The organism is Escherichia sp. TC-EC600-tetX4, from assembly GCF_019356055.1.
Lineage (GTDB): Bacteria > Pseudomonadota > Gammaproteobacteria > Enterobacterales > Enterobacteriaceae.
This window is the reverse complement of the sequence record NZ_CP079924.1, coordinates 44,559-62,500: the sequence shown is the minus strand read 5'-3', so window position 1 is coordinate 62,500 and position 17,942 is coordinate 44,559. Positions and strand designations below refer to the sequence as shown.

Annotated in this window: 12 protein-coding genes, 1 tRNA gene and 1 pseudogene; 11 read left to right on the top strand and 3 right to left on the bottom strand. The window is 51.7% G+C overall.

Annotated elements, in window-relative coordinates; all coding sequences use genetic code 11:
* Nucleotides 1-198 precede the first annotated feature (198 nt).
* Genes gmk through recG form a run of 5 tightly spaced genes read left to right on the top strand, consistent with a single transcriptional unit; the run spans nucleotide 199 to nucleotide 6,062 of the window.
* Nucleotides 199-822, top strand: a complete 624-nt coding sequence (gene gmk / locus KXD89_RS00285; protein ID WP_001295237.1) for a guanylate kinase — start codon at nucleotides 199-201, stop codon at nucleotides 820-822.
* Nucleotides 823-876: 54 nt separating this feature from the next.
* Nucleotides 877-1,152, top strand: coding sequence for a DNA-directed RNA polymerase subunit omega (rpoZ, locus tag KXD89_RS00280; protein WP_000135058.1), 276 nt, complete (start codon nucleotides 877-879; stop codon nucleotides 1,150-1,152).
* Between the two features lie 18 nt (nucleotides 1,153-1,170).
* Nucleotides 1,171-3,279: a bifunctional GTP diphosphokinase/guanosine-3',5'-bis pyrophosphate 3'-pyrophosphohydrolase gene (spoT, locus tag KXD89_RS00275; RefSeq protein ID WP_000280488.1), complete on the top strand. Its 2,109-nt coding sequence runs from the start codon at nucleotides 1,171-1,173 to the stop codon at nucleotides 3,277-3,279.
* Between the two features lie 6 nt (nucleotides 3,280-3,285).
* Nucleotides 3,286-3,975 (top strand): tRNA (guanosine(18)-2'-O)-methyltransferase TrmH, encoded by a 690-nt coding sequence (gene trmH, locus KXD89_RS00270; protein WP_001070177.1) that lies wholly within the window; start codon nucleotides 3,286-3,288, stop codon nucleotides 3,973-3,975.
* A gap of 5 nt (nucleotides 3,976-3,980) precedes the next feature.
* Nucleotides 3,981-6,062: an ATP-dependent DNA helicase RecG gene (gene recG, locus KXD89_RS00265; RefSeq protein ID WP_000678419.1), complete on the top strand. Its 2,082-nt coding sequence runs from the start codon at nucleotides 3,981-3,983 to the stop codon at nucleotides 6,060-6,062.
* Between the two features lie 168 nt (nucleotides 6,063-6,230).
* On the opposite strand, the gene gltS is transcribed toward recG, so the two are convergent.
* Complete coding sequence (gene gltS / locus KXD89_RS00260) at nucleotides 6,231-7,436, bottom strand: sodium/glutamate symporter (protein WP_000468833.1); 1,206 nt, start codon at nucleotides 7,434-7,436, stop codon at nucleotides 6,231-6,233.
* A gap of 279 nt (nucleotides 7,437-7,715) precedes the next feature.
* On the opposite strand from gltS, the gene xanP reads away from it, so the two are divergent.
* Both xanP and KXD89_RS00250 read left to right on the top strand, forming a co-directional pair.
* Nucleotides 7,716-9,107 carry a xanthine/proton symporter XanP gene (gene xanP / locus KXD89_RS00255; protein WP_001295238.1) on the top strand — a complete coding sequence of 464 codons (1,392 nt, stop codon included), beginning with the start codon at nucleotides 7,716-7,718 and terminating at the stop codon, nucleotides 9,105-9,107.
* 120 nt (nucleotides 9,108-9,227) lie between these two features.
* A complete protein-coding gene (locus KXD89_RS00250) occupies nucleotides 9,228-10,937 on the top strand; it encodes an AsmA family protein (RefSeq protein ID WP_001300954.1) in 1,710 nt (569 codons plus the stop codon).
* 52 nt (nucleotides 10,938-10,989) lie between these two features.
* On the opposite strand, the gene yicI is transcribed toward KXD89_RS00250, so the two are convergent.
* A complete protein-coding gene (gene yicI, locus KXD89_RS00245; RefSeq protein ID WP_000702898.1) occupies nucleotides 10,990-13,308 on the bottom strand; it encodes an alpha-xylosidase in 2,319 nt (772 codons plus the stop codon).
* A 9-nt stretch (nucleotides 13,309-13,317) separates the two neighbouring features.
* On the bottom strand, nucleotides 13,318-14,700 hold the full coding sequence (locus KXD89_RS00240; protein ID WP_000834439.1) for a glycoside-pentoside-hexuronide family transporter: 1,383 nt from the start codon (nucleotides 14,698-14,700) through the stop codon (nucleotides 13,318-13,320).
* Nucleotides 14,701-14,992: 292 nt separating this feature from the next.
* Between KXD89_RS00240 and KXD89_RS00235 the strand changes: the two genes are divergently transcribed.
* From KXD89_RS00235 to KXD89_RS00225, 4 genes and pseudogenes are all read left to right on the top strand, one after another.
* Nucleotides 14,993-15,087 (top strand) — tRNA-Sec (locus KXD89_RS00235).
* Nucleotides 15,088-15,165: 78 nt separating this feature from the next.
* Nucleotides 15,166-15,327, top strand: a pseudogene (gene rhuM / locus KXD89_RS22255) (RhuM family protein); the annotation flags it as partial.
* 396 nt (nucleotides 15,328-15,723) lie between these two features.
* Nucleotides 15,724-16,908: a sugar efflux transporter gene (locus KXD89_RS00230; RefSeq protein ID WP_001172878.1), complete on the top strand. Its 1,185-nt coding sequence runs from the start codon at nucleotides 15,724-15,726 to the stop codon at nucleotides 16,906-16,908.
* 110 nt (nucleotides 16,909-17,018) lie between these two features.
* Entirely contained in the window at nucleotides 17,019-17,942 is a 924-nt protein-coding gene (locus tag KXD89_RS00225; protein ID WP_000535961.1) for a carboxylate/amino acid/amine transporter, read from the top strand.

The window sequence follows — 17,942 nt, the reverse complement described above, 5'->3', positions numbered from 1 at the left end:
GGCAAAAACGGAGTCTGCGAGGACGCTTCCTGAAAATCGTCTTTATTGCAGTGAATGACAGGCAAATGCGGAAGCAGCTACGCAAAACGCAACAACTTTGCGCAAAAAGTGTGAGCAAGGGCTACGTCACATGGCCGCGCCGTGTATAATAAGCTCGTATGTAGGCTTTATTTCGCTAATCACATACGAAAGATACTCATGGCTCAAGGCACGCTTTATATTGTTTCTGCCCCCAGTGGCGCGGGTAAATCCAGCCTGATTCAGGCTTTATTAAAAACCCAACCGTTGTATGACACCCAGGTTTCTGTTTCACACACCACACGCCAACCGCGTCCTGGTGAAGTCCACGGTGAACATTATTTCTTTGTTAATCATGATGAATTTAAAGAAATGATTAGCAGAGATGCGTTCCTCGAACACGCAGAAGTTTTTGGTAATTACTATGGCACTTCGCGTGAGGCCATTGAGCAAGTACTGGCGACCGGTGTCGATGTTTTTCTCGATATCGACTGGCAGGGCGCGCAGCAAATTCGCCAGAAGATGCCGCACGCGCGGAGTATCTTTATTTTACCGCCGTCCAAAATTGAACTGGACCGCCGTCTACGCGGTCGCGGTCAGGACAGCGAAGAGGTCATTGCAAAGCGTATGGCGCAAGCTGTTGCAGAAATGAGCCATTACGCCGAATATGATTATCTGATTGTGAATGATGACTTCGATACCGCGTTGACCGATTTGAAGACCATTATTCGCGCCGAACGTCTGCGCATGAGCCGCCAAAAGCAGCGTCATGACGCTTTAATCAGCAAATTGTTGGCAGACTGAACCTGATTTCAGTATCATGCCCAGTCATTTCTTCACCTGTGGAGCTTTTTAAGTATGGCACGCGTAACTGTTCAGGACGCTGTAGAGAAAATTGGTAACCGTTTTGACCTGGTACTGGTCGCCGCGCGTCGCGCTCGTCAGATGCAGGTAGGCGGAAAGGATCCGCTGGTACCGGAAGAAAACGATAAAACCACTGTAATCGCGCTGCGCGAAATCGAAGAAGGTCTGATCAACAACCAGATCCTCGACGTTCGCGAACGCCAGGAACAGCAAGAGCAGGAAGCCGCTGAATTACAAGCCGTTACCGCTATTGCTGAAGGTCGTCGTTAATCACAAAGCGGGTCGCCCTTGTATCTGTTTGAAAGCCTGAATCAACTGATTCAAACCTACCTGCCGGAAGACCAAATCAAGCGTCTGCGGCAGGCGTATCTCGTTGCACGTGATGCTCACGAGGGGCAAACACGTTCAAGCGGTGAACCCTATATCACGCACCCGGTAGCGGTTGCCTGCATTCTGGCCGAGATGAAACTCGACTATGAAACGCTGATGGCGGCGCTGCTGCATGACGTGATTGAAGATACTCCCGCCACCTACCAGGATATGGAACAGCTTTTTGGTAAAAGCGTCGCCGAGCTGGTAGAGGGGGTGTCGAAACTTGATAAACTCAAGTTCCGCGATAAGAAAGAGGCGCAGGCCGAAAACTTTCGCAAGATGATTATGGCGATGGTGCAGGATATCCGCGTCATCCTCATCAAACTTGCCGACCGTACCCACAACATGCGCACGCTGGGCTCACTTCGCCCGGACAAACGTCGCCGCATCGCCCGTGAAACTCTCGAAATTTATAGCCCGCTGGCGCACCGTTTAGGTATCCACCACATTAAAACCGAACTCGAAGAGCTGGGTTTTGAGGCGCTGTATCCCAACCGTTATCGCGTAATCAAAGAAGTGGTGAAAGCCGCGCGCGGCAACCGTAAAGAGATGATCCAGAAGATTCTTTCTGAAATCGAAGGGCGTTTGCAGGAAGCGGGAATACCGTGCCGCGTCAGTGGTCGCGAGAAGCATCTTTATTCGATTTACTGCAAAATGGTGCTCAAAGAGCAGCGTTTTCACTCGATCATGGACATCTACGCTTTCCGCGTGATCGTCAATGATTCTGACACCTGTTATCGCGTGCTGGGCCAGATGCACAGCCTGTACAAGCCGCGTCCGGGCCGCGTGAAAGACTATATCGCCATTCCAAAAGCGAACGGCTATCAGTCTTTGCACACCTCGATGATCGGCCCGCACGGTGTGCCGGTTGAGGTCCAGATCCGTACCGAAGATATGGACCAGATGGCGGAGATGGGTGTTGCCGCGCACTGGGCTTATAAAGAGCACGGCGAAACCAGTACTACCGCACAAATCCGCGCCCAGCGCTGGATGCAAAGCCTGCTGGAGCTGCAACAGAGCGCCGGTAGTTCGTTTGAATTTATCGAGAGCGTTAAATCCGATCTCTTCCCGGATGAGATTTACGTTTTCACACCGGAAGGGCGCATTGTCGAGCTGCCTGCCGGTGCAACGCCCGTCGACTTCGCTTATGCAGTGCATACCGATATCGGTCATGCCTGCGTGGGCGCACGCGTTGACCGCCAGCCTTACCCGCTGTCGCAGCCGCTTACCAGCGGTCAAACCGTTGAAATCATTACCGCTCCGGGCGCTCGCCCGAATGCCGCTTGGCTGAACTTTGTCGTTAGCTCGAAAGCGCGCGCCAAAATTCGTCAGTTGCTGAAAAACCTCAAGCGTGATGATTCTGTAAGCCTGGGCCGTCGTCTGCTCAACCATGCTTTGGGTGGTAGCCGTAAGCTGAATGAAATCCCGCAGGAAAATATTCAGCGCGAGCTGGATCGCATGAAGCTGGCAACGCTTGACGATCTGCTGGCAGAAATCGGACTTGGTAACGCAATGAGCGTGGTGGTCGCGAAAAATCTGCAACATGGGGACGCCTCCATTCCACCGGCAACCCAAAGCCACGGACATCTGCCCATTAAAGGTGCCGATGGCGTGCTGATCACCTTTGCGAAATGCTGCCGCCCTATTCCTGGCGACCCGATTATCGCCCACGTCAGCCCCGGTAAAGGTCTGGTGATCCACCATGAATCCTGCCGTAATATCCGTGGCTACCAGAAAGAGCCAGAGAAGTTTATGGCTGTGGAATGGGATAAAGAGACGGCGCAGGAGTTCATCACCGAAATCAAGGTGGAGATGTTCAATCATCAGGGTGCGCTGGCAAACCTGACGGCGGCAATTAACACCACGACTTCGAATATTCAAAGTTTGAATACGGAAGAGAAAGATGGTCGCGTCTACAGCGCCTTTATTCGTCTGACCGCTCGTGACCGTGTGCATCTGGCGAATATCATGCGCAAAATCCGCGTGATGCCAGACGTGATTAAAGTCACCCGAAACCGAAATTAATGTTTTATGAACCCAACACGTTATGCACGCATCTGCGAAATGCTCGCCAGGCGGCAGCCTGATCTGACCGTCTGCATGGAGCAGGTCCACAAACCTCATAACGTTTCTGCGATTATTCGTACCGCAGATGCCGTTGGCGTACATGAAGTTCACGCCGTCTGGCCTGGTAGCCGCATGCGCACCATGGCTTCGGCAGCGGCGGGTAGTAACAGCTGGGTACAGGTGAAAACACACCGCACCATTGGCGATGCCGTCGCTCATCTCAAAGGCCAGGGCATGCAGATTCTGGCAACCCATCTTTCTGATAACGCTGTCGATTTCCGCGAAATTGATTACACTCGCCCGACCTGCATTTTGATGGGACAGGAGAAAACGGGCATCACGCAGGAAGCATTGGCCCTGGCGGATCAGGACATCATCATTCCGATGATCGGCATGGTGCAGTCGCTGAATGTTTCCGTTGCCTCAGCCCTCATTCTTTACGAAGCCCAGCGTCAGCGGCAAAATGCAGGCATGTACCTGCGTGAAAACAGCATGTTGCCGGAAGCAGAGCAACAACGCCTGTTGTTTGAAGGCGGCTATCCGGTGCTGGCGAAAGTCGCAAAACGCAAAGGCCTGCCTTATCCCCACGTCAATCAGCAAGGCGAGATCGAAGCTGATGCCGACTGGTGGGCTACTATGCAGGCTGCAGGGTAAGTGCCATGAAAGGTCGCCTGTTAGATGCTGTCCCACTCAGTTCCCTAACGGGCGTTGGCGCAGCACTTAGTAACAAACTGGCGAAAATCAACCTGCATACCGTGCAGGATCTACTCTTACACCTTCCCCTGCGCTACGAAGATCGCACCCATCTCTACCCCATCGGAGAACTACTGCCGGGCGTTTATGCCACGGTGGAAGGCGAAGTGCTGAACTGCAATATCTCCTTCGGCGGTCGGCGGATGATGACCTGCCAGATCAGCGACGGTTCCGGCATCCTCACCATGCGCTTTTTCAATTTCAGCGCGGCAATGAAAAATAGCCTGGCGGCGGGCCGCCGTGTACTGGCTTATGGCGAAGCAAAGCGCGGTAAATATGGTGCGGAGATGATCCACCCGGAATACCGCGTGCAGGGCGATCTCAGCACGCCAGAATTACAGGAAACGCTCACGCCGGTTTATCCAACAACGGAAGGCGTAAAGCAGGCCACGCTGCGTAAATTAACCGACCAGGCGCTGGATCTGCTCGACACCTGCGCCATTGAAGAACTCCTGCCGCCGGAACTGTCACAAGGAATGATGACGCTACCGGAAGCGTTGCGCACTTTGCACCGCCCGCCACCGACGCTACAGCTTAGCGATCTGGAAACCGGGCAGCATCCGGCGCAACGTCGTCTGATTCTGGAAGAACTGCTGGCGCACAACCTCAGCATGTTAGCCTTACGTGCCGGAGCACAGCGTTTTCATGCCCAGCCGCTGAGCGCCAATGACACGCTGAAAAATAAACTCCTCGCCGCCTTACCGTTCAAGCCAACGGGCGCACAGGCACGCGTAGTGGCGGAGATCGAGCGCGATATGGCGCTGGATGTGCCGATGATGCGTCTGGTGCAGGGCGATGTAGGTTCCGGTAAAACGCTGGTCGCCGCCCTCGCCGCGTTGCGTGCGATTGCCCACGGCAAACAGGTAGCATTGATGGCACCAACCGAATTACTCGCCGAGCAGCACGCCAATAACTTCCGCAACTGGTTTGCACCGCTCGGTATCGAAGTGGGCTGGCTCGCCGGTAAGCAGAAAGGTAAAGCACGGCTGGCACAGCAGGAAGCCATCGCCAGCGGTCAGGTGCAGATGATTGTCGGTACACACGCCATCTTCCAGGAACAGGTGCAGTTTAACGGCCTGGCGCTGGTGATTATCGACGAACAGCATCGTTTTGGCGTGCATCAGCGTCTGGCATTGTGGGAGAAAGGCCAGCAGCAGGGCTTCCATCCGCATCAGTTGATCATGACCGCCACGCCGATCCCCCGCACGCTGGCAATGACTGCGTATGCCGATCTCGATACCTCGGTGATAGATGAGCTGCCGCCAGGCCGCACGCCAGTGACTACGGTCGCTATTCCTGATACCCGCCGTACCGACATCATTGACCGCGTGCACCACGCCTGCATAACTGAAGGTCGTCAGGCATACTGGGTTTGTACGTTGATTGAAGAGTCGGAATTGCTGGAAGCGCAGGCGGCGGAAGCTACCTGGGAAGAGTTGAAACTGGCGCTACCAGAGTTGAACGTTGGCCTGGTACACGGGCGGATGAAACCTGCCGAGAAACAGGCGGTGATGGCGTCGTTTAAACAAGGTGAGCTACACCTGCTGGTTGCCACAACCGTTATTGAAGTCGGCGTTGATGTGCCTAACGCCAGTCTGATGATTATCGAAAACCCGGAGCGTCTGGGTCTGGCGCAGTTACACCAGCTGCGCGGGCGCGTAGGTCGTGGCGCGGTGGCTTCTCACTGCGTGCTGCTCTACAAAACGCCGCTTTCTAAAACGGCGCAAATTCGCCTGCAAGTGCTGCGCGACAGTAACGACGGTTTTGTGATTGCGCAAAAAGATCTGGAGATTCGCGGCCCTGGCGAATTGTTAGGCACGCGTCAGACGGGTAATGCTGAATTTAAAGTGGCGGATTTACTGCGCGATCAGGCGATGATCCCGGAAGTTCAGCGCCTGGCACGCCATATTCACGAACGTTACCCACAACAGGCAAAAGCCCTGATAGAACGCTGGATGCCGGAGACGGAACGTTACTCGAATGCGTAAAAGGCGGCAGTGAGAAGACCGCCATTTCAGGTTACCCTACCTTCCTGCCGGATGCGATTCATCACCCTACAAATTCAATAAATTATGAATCAATACGCAGGCTTGATAAGCGAAGCGTATCAGGCATTTGTCTTTGTTGCGGCGGCACTTCTACCGCCGCTTCATCGGTTAACCGGCAAAAATCGGCAACATCAAATACAACTTAATTACCAGCGCATTGACGATATCGATAAAGAACGCACCGACCATCGGCACCACCAAAAACGCCATGTGCGACGGGCCAAAGCGTTCAGTGATCGCCTGCATGTTGGCGATTGCCGTTGGCGTTGCACCGAGGCCAAAACCACAGTGACCCGCAGCCAGCACTGCCGCATCGTAGTTTTTGCCCATCATGCGCCAGGTAACGAAGATGGCATACAACGCCATGAAGATGGTCTGTACCACCAGAATCGCCAGCATCGGCAGCGCCAGCGAAGCCAGCTCCCACAGTTTCAGCCCCATCAACGCCATCGCCAGGAACAACGACAAGCTTACGTTACCCAGCACGGATACCGCACGCTCAAAGACGCGGTAAAAGCCCATTATTGACAGACCGTTGCTCAGAATCACGCCAACAAACAGTACACAGACGAAGGTCGGCAGTTCAAAAGCAGTGCCAGCCAAAAGTTGCGCAACAATTTTCCCCACCGTCAGGCAGATAGCAATCAGCGCGATAGTTTCAATCAGCACCAACGAGGTGATCATGCGTCCCACATCCGGCTTTTCAAACGCCGTCGGGACTTCCTGGTCATCCGGAATACCGTTCGGCGTGGTGGAGTGTTTCACCAGATAGCGCGCCACCGGACCGCCAATCAAGCCGCCCAGCACCAGACCGAACGTTGCACAGGCCATCGCCACTTCCGTCGCATTGGTGAAGCCATAACGTTCAATGAACAATTTACTCCACGCAGCGCCCGTACCGTGACCGCCGGAAAGAGTAATAGAACCGGCCAACAGCCCCATCAGCGGATCAAGCCCTAACAAGCTAGCCATACCAATGCCAATGGCATTTTGCATCACCAACAGACCAACAACCACAATCAAGAAGATGCCAACCACACGCCCACCGGCACGCAAACTGGCAATGTTGGCGTTCAGGCCAATGGTGGCGAAGAAAGCCAGCATTAACGGATCGCGCAGGGACATATCAAAGTTGACTTCCCAGCCCATGCTTTTTTTCAGTACTAGTAGCGCCAGCGCCACCAACAAACCACCCGCAACAGGTTCCGGTATGGTGTATTTCTTCAAAAAGGAGACGGAATGGACCAACTTACGCCCGAGCAGCAACGTCAGCGTTGCGGCAACAAGCGTTGCTAAAGTATCGAGATGAAACATAGTTACTCCTTTGTATCCGCATCACTCTTTCATACTCGTCATACTTCATCGCGCAGTGGCAACTTCATGAACTATGACGGGTATCGAGTTATGCTTTCCTGGGTCAAATTCTCAGCTGTTAATGAACAAATGGCATGGATTTTAAGCAGAAAAATACCAAAAGTTATATAAAAAAGTGCATTTATCTCATTTAAATATTTAGATGAGGATGTGGCAAACGTTTGCTTTTCTCTTTCGGTCAGCTAAAATGCCCGCTTTGCTACCACGGGATTGTTTTCGATGTCTGTTTCCACCCTCGAGTCAGAAAATGCGCAACCGGTTGCGCAGACTCAAAACAGCGAACTGATTTACCGTCTTGAAGATCGTCCGCCGCTTCCTCAAACCCTGTTTGCCGCCTGTCAGCATCTGCTGGCGATGTTCGTTGCGGTGATCACGCCAGCGCTATTAATCTGCCAGGCGCTGGGTTTACCGGCACAAGACACGCAACACATTATTAGTATGTCGCTGTTTGCCTCCGGTGTGGCATCGATTATTCAAATTAAGGCCTGGGGTCCGGTTGGCTCCGGGCTGTTGTCTATTCAGGGCACCAGCTTCAACTTTGTTGCCCCGCTGATTATGGGCGGTACCGCGCTGAAAACCGGTGGTGCTGATGTTCCTACCATGATGGCGGCTTTGTTCGGCACGTTGATGCTGGCAAGTTGCACCGAGATGGTGATCTCCCGCGTTCTGCATCTGGCGCGCCGCATTATTACGCCGCTGGTTTCTGGCGTTGTGGTGATGATTATCGGCCTGTCGCTAATTCAGGTTGGGTTAACGTCCATTGGCGGCGGTTACGCAGCCATGAGCGATAACACCTTCGGCGCACCGAAAAATCTGCTGCTGGCAGGCGTGGTCTTAGCCTTAATTATCCTGCTTAACCGTCAACGTAACCCTTACTTACGCGTGGCCTCACTGGTAATTGCGATGGCGGCCGGATATGCGCTGGCGTGGTTTATGGGCATGTTGCCAGAAAGCAACGAACCTATGACGCAAGAACTGATTATGGTGCCAACGCCGCTCTATTACGGTCTTGGCATTGAATGGAGTCTGCTGCTGCCGCTGATGCTGGTCTTTATGATCACTTCGCTGGAAACCATTGGCGATATCACGGCGACCTCTGACGTTTCCGAACAGCCAGTGTCCGGTCCGCTGTACATGAAACGCCTGAAAGGCGGCGTGCTGGCAAACGGCCTGAACTCGTTTGTTTCGGCGGTGTTTAACACCTTCCCGAACTCCTGCTTCGGGCAAAACAACGGAGTGATCCAGTTGACTGGTGTTGCCAGCCGCTATGTCGGTTTTGTCGTCGCGCTGATGTTGATCGTGCTGGGTCTGTTCCCGGCAGTGAGCGGTTTTGTACAACACATTCCAGAACCGGTTCTGGGCGGCGCAACGCTTGTAATGTTTGGCACCATCGCCGCCTCCGGTGTGCGTATCGTTTCTCGTGAGCCGCTGAACCGTCGGGCGATTCTGATTATCGCGCTGTCGCTGGCGGTTGGTCTGGGCGTGTCTCAGCAGCCGCTGATTTTGCAGTTTGCCCCTGAATGGCTGAAAAACCTGCTCTCCTCCGGGATCGCCGCGGGCGGTATTACTGCCATCGTGCTGAATCTGATTTTCCCACCAGAAAAACAGTAATTCACTGGCGGCGGTAAGATAATTACCGCCGCAGTCTCACCTCTTTAACCATTCCCGCCTTGAGGATTGCGCGTAAATCGTGCATAACTCCCTTATGTGCATTTCACGGGATGGAAGACCATGAAATTTATTGGGAAGCTGCTTCTCTACATTCTCATCGCTCTGTTAGTGGCGATCGCTGGCCTCTATTTTCTTCTGCAAACCCGCTGGGGAGCAGAACATATCAGCGCATGGGTTTCCGAGAATAGCGACTATCATCTGGCCTTCGGGGCGATGGATCACCGTTTTTCCGCGCCATCTCATATCGTGCTGGAGAACGTCACGTTTGGTCGTGATGGCCAGCCCGCGACCCTGGTGGCCAAAAGTGTCGACATTGCGCTAAGCAGTCGGCAACTGACCGAACCACGCCATGTCGATACCATCCTGCTGGAAAACGGGACGCTGAATCTCACCGACCAGACCGCGCCGCTACCGTTCAAAGCCGATCGTCTGCAACTGCGTGATATGGCGTTTAATAGCCCGAATAGCGAATGGAAACTGAGCGCGCAGCGGGTAAATGGCGGCGTAGTTCCGTGGTCACCAAAAGCCGGTAAAGTGCTGGGTACGAAGGCGCAGATTCAGTTTAGTGCCGGATCGCTTTCGCTCAATGATGTTCCTGCCACCAATGTACTGATTGAAGGCAGTATTGATAACGATCGCGTTACGCTGACTAACCTGGGTGCCGACATCGCCCGCGGGACATTAACCGGAAACGCGCAGCGTAACGCCGACGGCAGCTGGCAAGTGGAAAACCTGCGCATGGCGGATATACGTCTACAAAGCGAAAAATCGCTAACCGACTTCTTTGCGCCATTACGCTCTGTCCCGTCGTTGCAGATTGGTCGCCTGGAAGTGATCGATGCTCGTTTGCAAGGTCCGGACTGGGCGGTGACCGACCTCGATCTCAGCTTGCGCAACATGACCTTCAGTAAAGATGACTGGCAGACACAGGAAGGCAAACTGTCGATGAACGCTAGCGAGTTCATTTATGGTTCGCTGCATTTATTTGACCCGATTATAAACACGGAATTTTCCCCGCAGGGCGTAGCGCTGCGCCAGTTCACCAGCCGCTGGGAAGGGGGTATGGTCAGAACGTCAGGGAACTGGCTGCGTGACGGGAAAACGTTGATCCTTGATGATGCGGCAATTGCCGGGCTGGAATATACCTTGCCGAAAAACTGGCAACAGTTGTGGATGGAAACGACACCCGGTTGGTTAAACAGCCTGCAACTGAAGAGATTTAGCGCCAGCCGCAATCTGATCATTGATATCGACCCTGACTTCCCGTGGCAGCTCACCGCGCTCGATGGTTACGGTGCCAACCTGACGCTGGTTACCGATCATAAATGGGGCGTCTGGAGTGGCTCGGCGAATCTGAATGCCGCCGCCGCGACATTCAATCGTGTTGATGTTCGTCGCCCGTCGCTGGCGCTGACCGCCAACAGCAGCACGGTGAATATCAGCGAACTGAGTGCATTTACTGAAAAAGGCATTCTGGAAGCCACCGCCAGTGTTTCACAAACGCCACAACGTCAGACACATATCAGCCTGAATGGACGCGGTGTGCCGGTGAATATTTTGCAACAGTGGGGATGGCCTGAATTACCGTTGACTGGCGACGGCAATATTCAGCTTACCGCCAGTGGCGATATTCAGGCCAATGTCCCGTTGAAACCTACGGTTAGCGGGCAATTGCATGCCGTGAACGCCGCAAAGCAGCAAGTGACTCAAACCATGAATGCTGGCATCGTTTCCAGCGGTGAAGTTACATCGACGGAGCCGGTGCGGTAAACATCAATCTCGCCGGGTACGACTCAGACGTACCCGGCATTCCATCAATAGATTACAACGTAATTGTCAGCGCATTCCCTTGAGGCTTCACCACCAGCCCCTGCTCACTTTCAGCCTGCGAACCGTCTTGCAGACCATTTACTTTCACAACATTGCGCAGGCACAGTGTCCAGTTCTTCGCCTCGCCCGCACCAGTCACAGTAATCGTGTTGCCAGTACGTGCTGCTTTTAAAGTAAAGATCACCGATCCGTCAGCAGCGGGCACTTCACAGACGGCTTCATGCCCGTCTTGCAGATTGAAGAGGTGGAATGCCGTGCCTTCGTGCCACACGTAATCGGGACGTTGATCGTTGTTGCCCAGCGCCAGTAGAGTGTTATCACGCACATAAACGGGCAGACTCAGGAAGCCGTGCTGCTGTTTATGCCAGCGACTACCGTCGAGTTCATCGTTGTGCCACAGGTGTGTCCAGCGACCTTCCGGCAGGTAGAACTGCACATCGCCCGCTTCAGTGAACACCGGCGCAACCATCACGTTGTCGCCTAACATGTATTGACGGTCAAGGTAATCACAAGCCGGATCGTCCGGGAACTCCATCATCATGGCCCGCATCATCGGCGTACCCCGCGCGTTCGCACGCGCAGCTTCACGATACAGATACGGCATCATGCGGCATTTCAGTTGCGTGAAGAAGCGCACCACATCACAGGACTCATCATCGTAGGCCCACGGCACACGATAAGATTTGCTACCGTGTAAACGGCTATGGCTGGAGAGCAAACCAAACGCGCACCAGCGTTTGTAAACGTGCGCCGGAGCGGTATTTTCAAAGCCGCCGATATCGTGGCTCCAGAAGCCAAAACCTGAAAGGCCAATAGACAAACCACCGCGCAGGCTTTCCGCCATTGATTCGTAGTTAGCGTAACAATCGCCACCCCAGTGTACCGGGAATTTCTGCGCACCGACGGAGGCCGAGCGGGCAAACAAGACAGCTTCTTCCTCACCAACGGTGTCCTTGAGCACGTTCCACACCAGTTCGTTGTAGATGTACGCATAATGGTTATGCATTTTCTGCGGATCGGAACCGTCAAACCACTGAACATCAGTTGGGATACGTTCGCCAAAGTCGGTCTTAAAGCAATCAACGCCCATCGCGACCAGACCTTTCAGTTTGTCGGCGTACCATTTGCAGGCATCCGGATTGGTAAAGTCATAAATCGCCAGACCTGGCTGCCATTTATCCCACTGCCATAGCGAACCGTCCGGGCGTTTGAGTAAATAGCCTTTCTCTTGTAACTCTTTAAAGACGGGGGATTTTTGACCGATATAGGGGTTAATCCAGACGCAGATTTTCAGTCCTTTCGCTTTCAGGCGGCGGATCATCCCTTCCGGGTCAGGGAAAGTCAGCGGGTCCCACTCAAAATCGCACCACTGGAAGGCTTTCATCCAGAAACAGTCAAAGTGGAAAACATGCAGCGGCAGATTGCGTTCCGCCATACCATCGATAAAGCTGTTTACCGTCGCTTCGTCGTAGTTGGTGGTAAATGAAGTGGTTAGCCACAGGCCGAAGGACCACGCGGGCGGCAGCGCCGGACGACCAGTAAAGCGGGTATAACGATCAAGTACCGCTTTCGGCGTCGGGCCGTCGATAACAAAGTATTCGAGATATTCACTCTCAACGCTGAACTGCACTTTGGAGACTTTCTCCGATCCCACTTCAAAAGAGACACACTGGGGATGATTGACCAGTACCCCATAACCACGGTTAGTCATGTAGAACGGGATATTTTTATACGCCTGTTCAGTACTTGTGCCGCCGTCCCGGTTCCAGGTCTCTACCGTCTGGCCATTGCGCACCAGGGCAGTAAAGCGCTCTCCCAGACCGTAAACTGTTTCGCCAACGCCAAGATCAAGCCGCTCAAACATATAATTGCGTTGATTATTCGTGTCCTGCACGTAGCCATTATTTTTCACCTGACTACCGGTAATACGTTCGCCGTTGCGCAGAAAATCCAGTGACCAGAACTCACCTTTGCTGACACGCGCGCTTAAGTTGCCACTTTTAAACTCAGCATAACGTTCTGTGTTTTCGATTGTGACCTTCACGTCCTGCAAAATATTGAGCGGATAATGAGGACCGTTATTCAGCGCCCCCTGAAAATGCTCAATCCGCACACCGACAATACCTTCCTGTGGGGAGAAAAAGCGCAACGTAAATAAAGGCGTATCAAGCTGCCAGGTACGTTCACGCACATCACGGGGGGCAGCATAGACCACCATTTCATTATCCTGCTGTTCAACCTCGAACACCTGAAGCGGGTGAATCAAATTGAGGCCAGGTTGAATCAACCAGTTTCCATCGCTAATTTTCATTGCCGTTCCTTAGTTCTGCACTTCTTGAGAGGTGAATTGTTGCTGGCAACGGCGTTTACCCTGAGCCAGCTGTTCCATAACGGTTTTCAGATTGTGCGTCGTGAGTGAGTAGTAGCGTTTAGCGATAATCGCGCTCAGCAAATAACAGATCGCCGGAACAATCGTGAATAGCGCAATAATGATGCTAATCGTGGCGCTGTTCTGCGCTTTTTCTGCCGCATCATATCCGCCATAAGCCAGCATCCAGCCGATAAGAGCGCCGCCGAAGGCCAACCCCAGTTTGAGCACAAACAGCGTGCCAGCAAAACTGATCCCGGTCAGGCGTTTACCATTGCACCACTCGCCGTAGTCGACGGTATCGGACATCATTACCCACTGGATAGGTGTCACCAGTTGATGCAACACACCAATCACGAAGATGAAGACAAACATAGTGATGCTGGCCTGCATGGGAACAAAGAACATCGCGAGGCTAATCACTGCCAGCAGGGCGTTCGTCCACCAGAAGATAGTGACTTTACATTTCCAGTCGGTCAGAGGTTTTGCCAGTGCGGAACCAATCAGGTTACCCACGCAATAAGTGGTGAGAAAAGCGACAAACACTTCCGGCGTGCCCAAAATCCATGTGACGTAATACATCATCGCCCCACCGCGTACGCACACCGCCAGGATATTGAAAATGGTTAGTAAACCGACAATCCGCCACTGGTCGTTTTGCCAGATATCACGTAAATCTTCCCGCATAGACGTTGTTGTAGGTGGTGCTTCAACGCGTTCTTTAGTGGTGAAGAAACAAAATGCCAGCATCATGAATGCCACCACGGAAAGGACCGCGATACCGCCCTGGAAACCGAGTGGTTTATTATCACCGCCAATTAAATTAACCAGTGGCATCATCAGAACAGTAGAAAGCATGCCTCCCGCGGTCGCCAGCACAAAACGCCAGGATTGCAGCGAGATACGCTGAGTCGGGTCATTGGTGATTACACCACCCAATGCGCAGTAAGGGATATTGACGACGGTATAAAGTAAGGTAAGTAGGGTGTAAGTAATTGCTGCATAGATCATTTTGCCGTTCATACTGAGATCTGGCGTGCTATAGGCCAGTACACAGACGATCCCGAATGGCAGTGCGCCAAACAGTACCCACGGACGAAATTTACCCCAGCGAGAGCGCGTTCGATCGGCCAACAACCCCATGCAAGGATCGGAAATCGCATCCAGTGCACGAGCGACCAAAAACATGGTTCCGACAAAACCGGCAGGAATGCCAAAAATATCGGTATAAAAGAACATCATATATAACATTACGTTATCGAAAATAATGTGGCTGGCGGCGTCTCCCATGCCATAACCAATTTTCTCTTTAACGGACAACACTTCACTCTTCATCTGCTTTTCCTTGATGCTATAGGGGTGCTGAGACCGATAACGCATTTTGTAAACCATCCCTGTGAGAGCGAATATTCCGATATCTGGTTATTAATTTATGATTCTTGTTTTATGTGATCGTGGTAGCGTTAATTCCGCTCATATATCATTGTAAAATATGGGTTTTATATGAACTATAATGCTTTCGTGATAATACGCTGCGTGTATTAGGCGGAAAAAACTGATCTGGGGGATGTAGAAACTCAAGGAAGTAGCTATAATGCGCCCCGCCTCCATGTAGCAATCGAGGCGCGGAAGATCGTCGTCTCCGGTGAGGCGGCTGGACTTCAAATCCAGTTGGGGCCGCCAGCGGTCCCGGGCAGGTTCGACTCCTGTGATCTTCCGCCAAAATGCCTCTCCTGACGTTCTCCAACCCCTTGTAATACTGTCAATCCAGATATTTTCTACTGCTCAATATTCAATCGGCTTCAGGAATACCTGGTCTAAGGTTTTGTGATGGACGATGAGCGGCTGAAGAATCCGCCTGTCGGTTCTTCTGTCCTCGAACGCATCCGCGATATTCACGCCAGTATGCGCCGTGTTTATTTGCAGGTGATTTGCCCCCCTGCTGACTCTCAGCCAACTGTATCGCCATTAAGGTGAAGATGTTGTTTTACTCGCCCCAGAACACCCTTTTTTATACGACTATTCTATTTCTTTAACCGCTGGCGAAAAAAACTGACTATAAACTTCACCAATAATCAGACTGCCATCAAGATTAATTTGTTCATTTAATATATCAAATCAACTTGTTTTATTTTTACTATCAAAAATAGCTCATTGCCTTACTATAATTAATATATAAATTCGGTAATTAATTCTTAACATGCTTTTACTAATAATCTCAATTGCTGGCCCTATAATATTGCGCTAGCATTGCTTTCTGGTTGTATCAGCGATACTCAAAAATTCTTAATACAATACTCATTCGACTGGTACTTATTTGTAACTCAGTTATATTTTTTCGCCCGGTGATTCAGAAGAATGCAAAAAACGGCTACCACTCCATCAAAAATACTTGATCTCACTGCCGCGGCATTTTTACTTGTCGCCTTTCTGACGGGTATTGCGGGCGCTCTTCAGACTCCTACCCTAAGTATATTCCTCGCAGATGAACTGAAAGCCCGTCCTATAATGGTAGGTTTTTTCTTCACCGGTAGCGCTATTATGGGAATTCTGGTCAGTCAATTTCTGGCAAGGCACTCCGATAAACAAGGCGACCGTAAATTACTGATTCTGCTATGTTGCTTATTTGGAGTGCTGGCCTGCACGCTTTTTGCGTGGAATCGCAACTACTTCATTCTCCTCTCAACGGGCGTACTTCTGAGTAGTTTTGCTTCCACCGCAAACCCGCAAATGTTCGCCCTCGCCCGTGAACACGCCGACAGAACAGGCCGTGAGACGGTCATGTTCAGTACATTTTTACGTGCTCAGATCTCGCTTGCCTGGGTTATCGGGCCACCGCTCGCTTATGAACTGGCAATGGGATTTAGTTTTAAAGTGATGTATCTCACCGCTGCCATCGCATTTGTTGTTTGCGGACTGATAGTCTGGTTGTTTTTGCCATCAATACAAAGAAATATTCCTGTCGTTACCCAACCCGTAGAAATTTTACCCTCCACCCACAGGAAGCGGGATACGCGGCTACTTTTTGTGGTCTGTTCAATGATGTGGGCGGCGAATAATCTCTACATGATAAATATGCCGCTATTTATTATTGATGAACTGCATCTAACCGATAAACTGACTGGAGAAATGATTGGTATCGCTGCCGGTCTGGAAATTCCGATGATGTTAATCGCAGGCTATTACATGAAACGTATTGGCAAGCGACTATTAATGCTCATTGCTATCGTGAGTGGAATGTGTTTTTACGCCAGCGTACTCATGGCGACGACTCCGGCGGTTGAGCTGGAATTGCAAATTCTTAATGCCATCTTCCTTGGTATTCTCTGTGGTATCGGCATGCTTTATTTTCAGGACTTGATGCCTGAAAAAATAGGCTCTGCGACAACGTTATATGCAAATACTTCACGCGTCGGCTGGATTATCGCCGGCTCTGTTGACGGAATTATGGTTGAAATCTGGAGCTACCATGCGTTGTTCTGGCTGGCGATAGGGATGTTGGGTATTGCGATGATTTGCCTGCTGTTTATTAAAGATATTTAGCTCACCAGTCTGGGCTAAGAAAAATCGGCGTGGCGCAAACAGAGCCATCCTCGCCATTTTTGCTATCATGCCTGCATACATAAACGACAAAACAGTATGCAGAGGGAAAAATGGGTTCCACCAGAAAGGGGATGCTGAACGTTCTGATTGCCGCCGTGTTGTGGGGAAGTTCAGGGGTCTGCGCGCAATACATCATGGAGCAAAGCCAGATGTCGTCGCAGTTTTTGACTATGACGCGTTTGATATTCGCCGGTTTGATTCTACTGACGCTGTCATTTGTTCATGGCGATAAAATCTTTTCTATTATTAACAATCATAAAGATGCCATTAGCCTGCTGATTTTTTCCGTGGTTGGCGCGCTAACTGTACAGCTCACTTTTTTGCTAACCATCGAAAAATCGAACGCAGCCACGGCAACGGTGCTGCAATTCCTCTCACCGACGATTATCGTCGCCTGGTTCTCACTGGTGCGTAAATCGCGCCCGGGCATTCTGGTTTTCTGCGCTATTTTGACATCGCTGGTCGGGACTTTTTTATTGGTGACACACGGTAATCCGACGTCATTATCGATCTCTCCTGCCGCGTTGTTCTGGGGCATTGCCTCGGCATTTGCTGCTGCATTCTATACCACCTATCCCTCAACGCTAATTGCCCGCTATGGCACGTTACCAGTCGTCGGCTGGAGTATGCTGATTGGCGGTCTGATTCTGTTGCCTTTTTATGCCAGACAAGGAACAAACTTTGTCGTTAACGGCAGTTTGATTCTGGCGTTTTTTTATTTGGTGGTCATTGGTACGTCCCTGACATTTAGTCTGTACCTGAAAGGAGCACAATTAATTGGCGGTCCAAAAGCCAGCATTTTGAGCTGTGCAGAACCATTAAGTAGCGCGCTACTCTCTTTGCTGTTGCTGGGGATCACGTTCACATTACCGGACTGGCTGGGAACGCTGCTGATTCTGTCATCGGTGATTTTGATTTCAATGGATTCCCGTCGCCGCGCCAGAAAAATAAATCGTCCGGCGCGGCATAAGTGA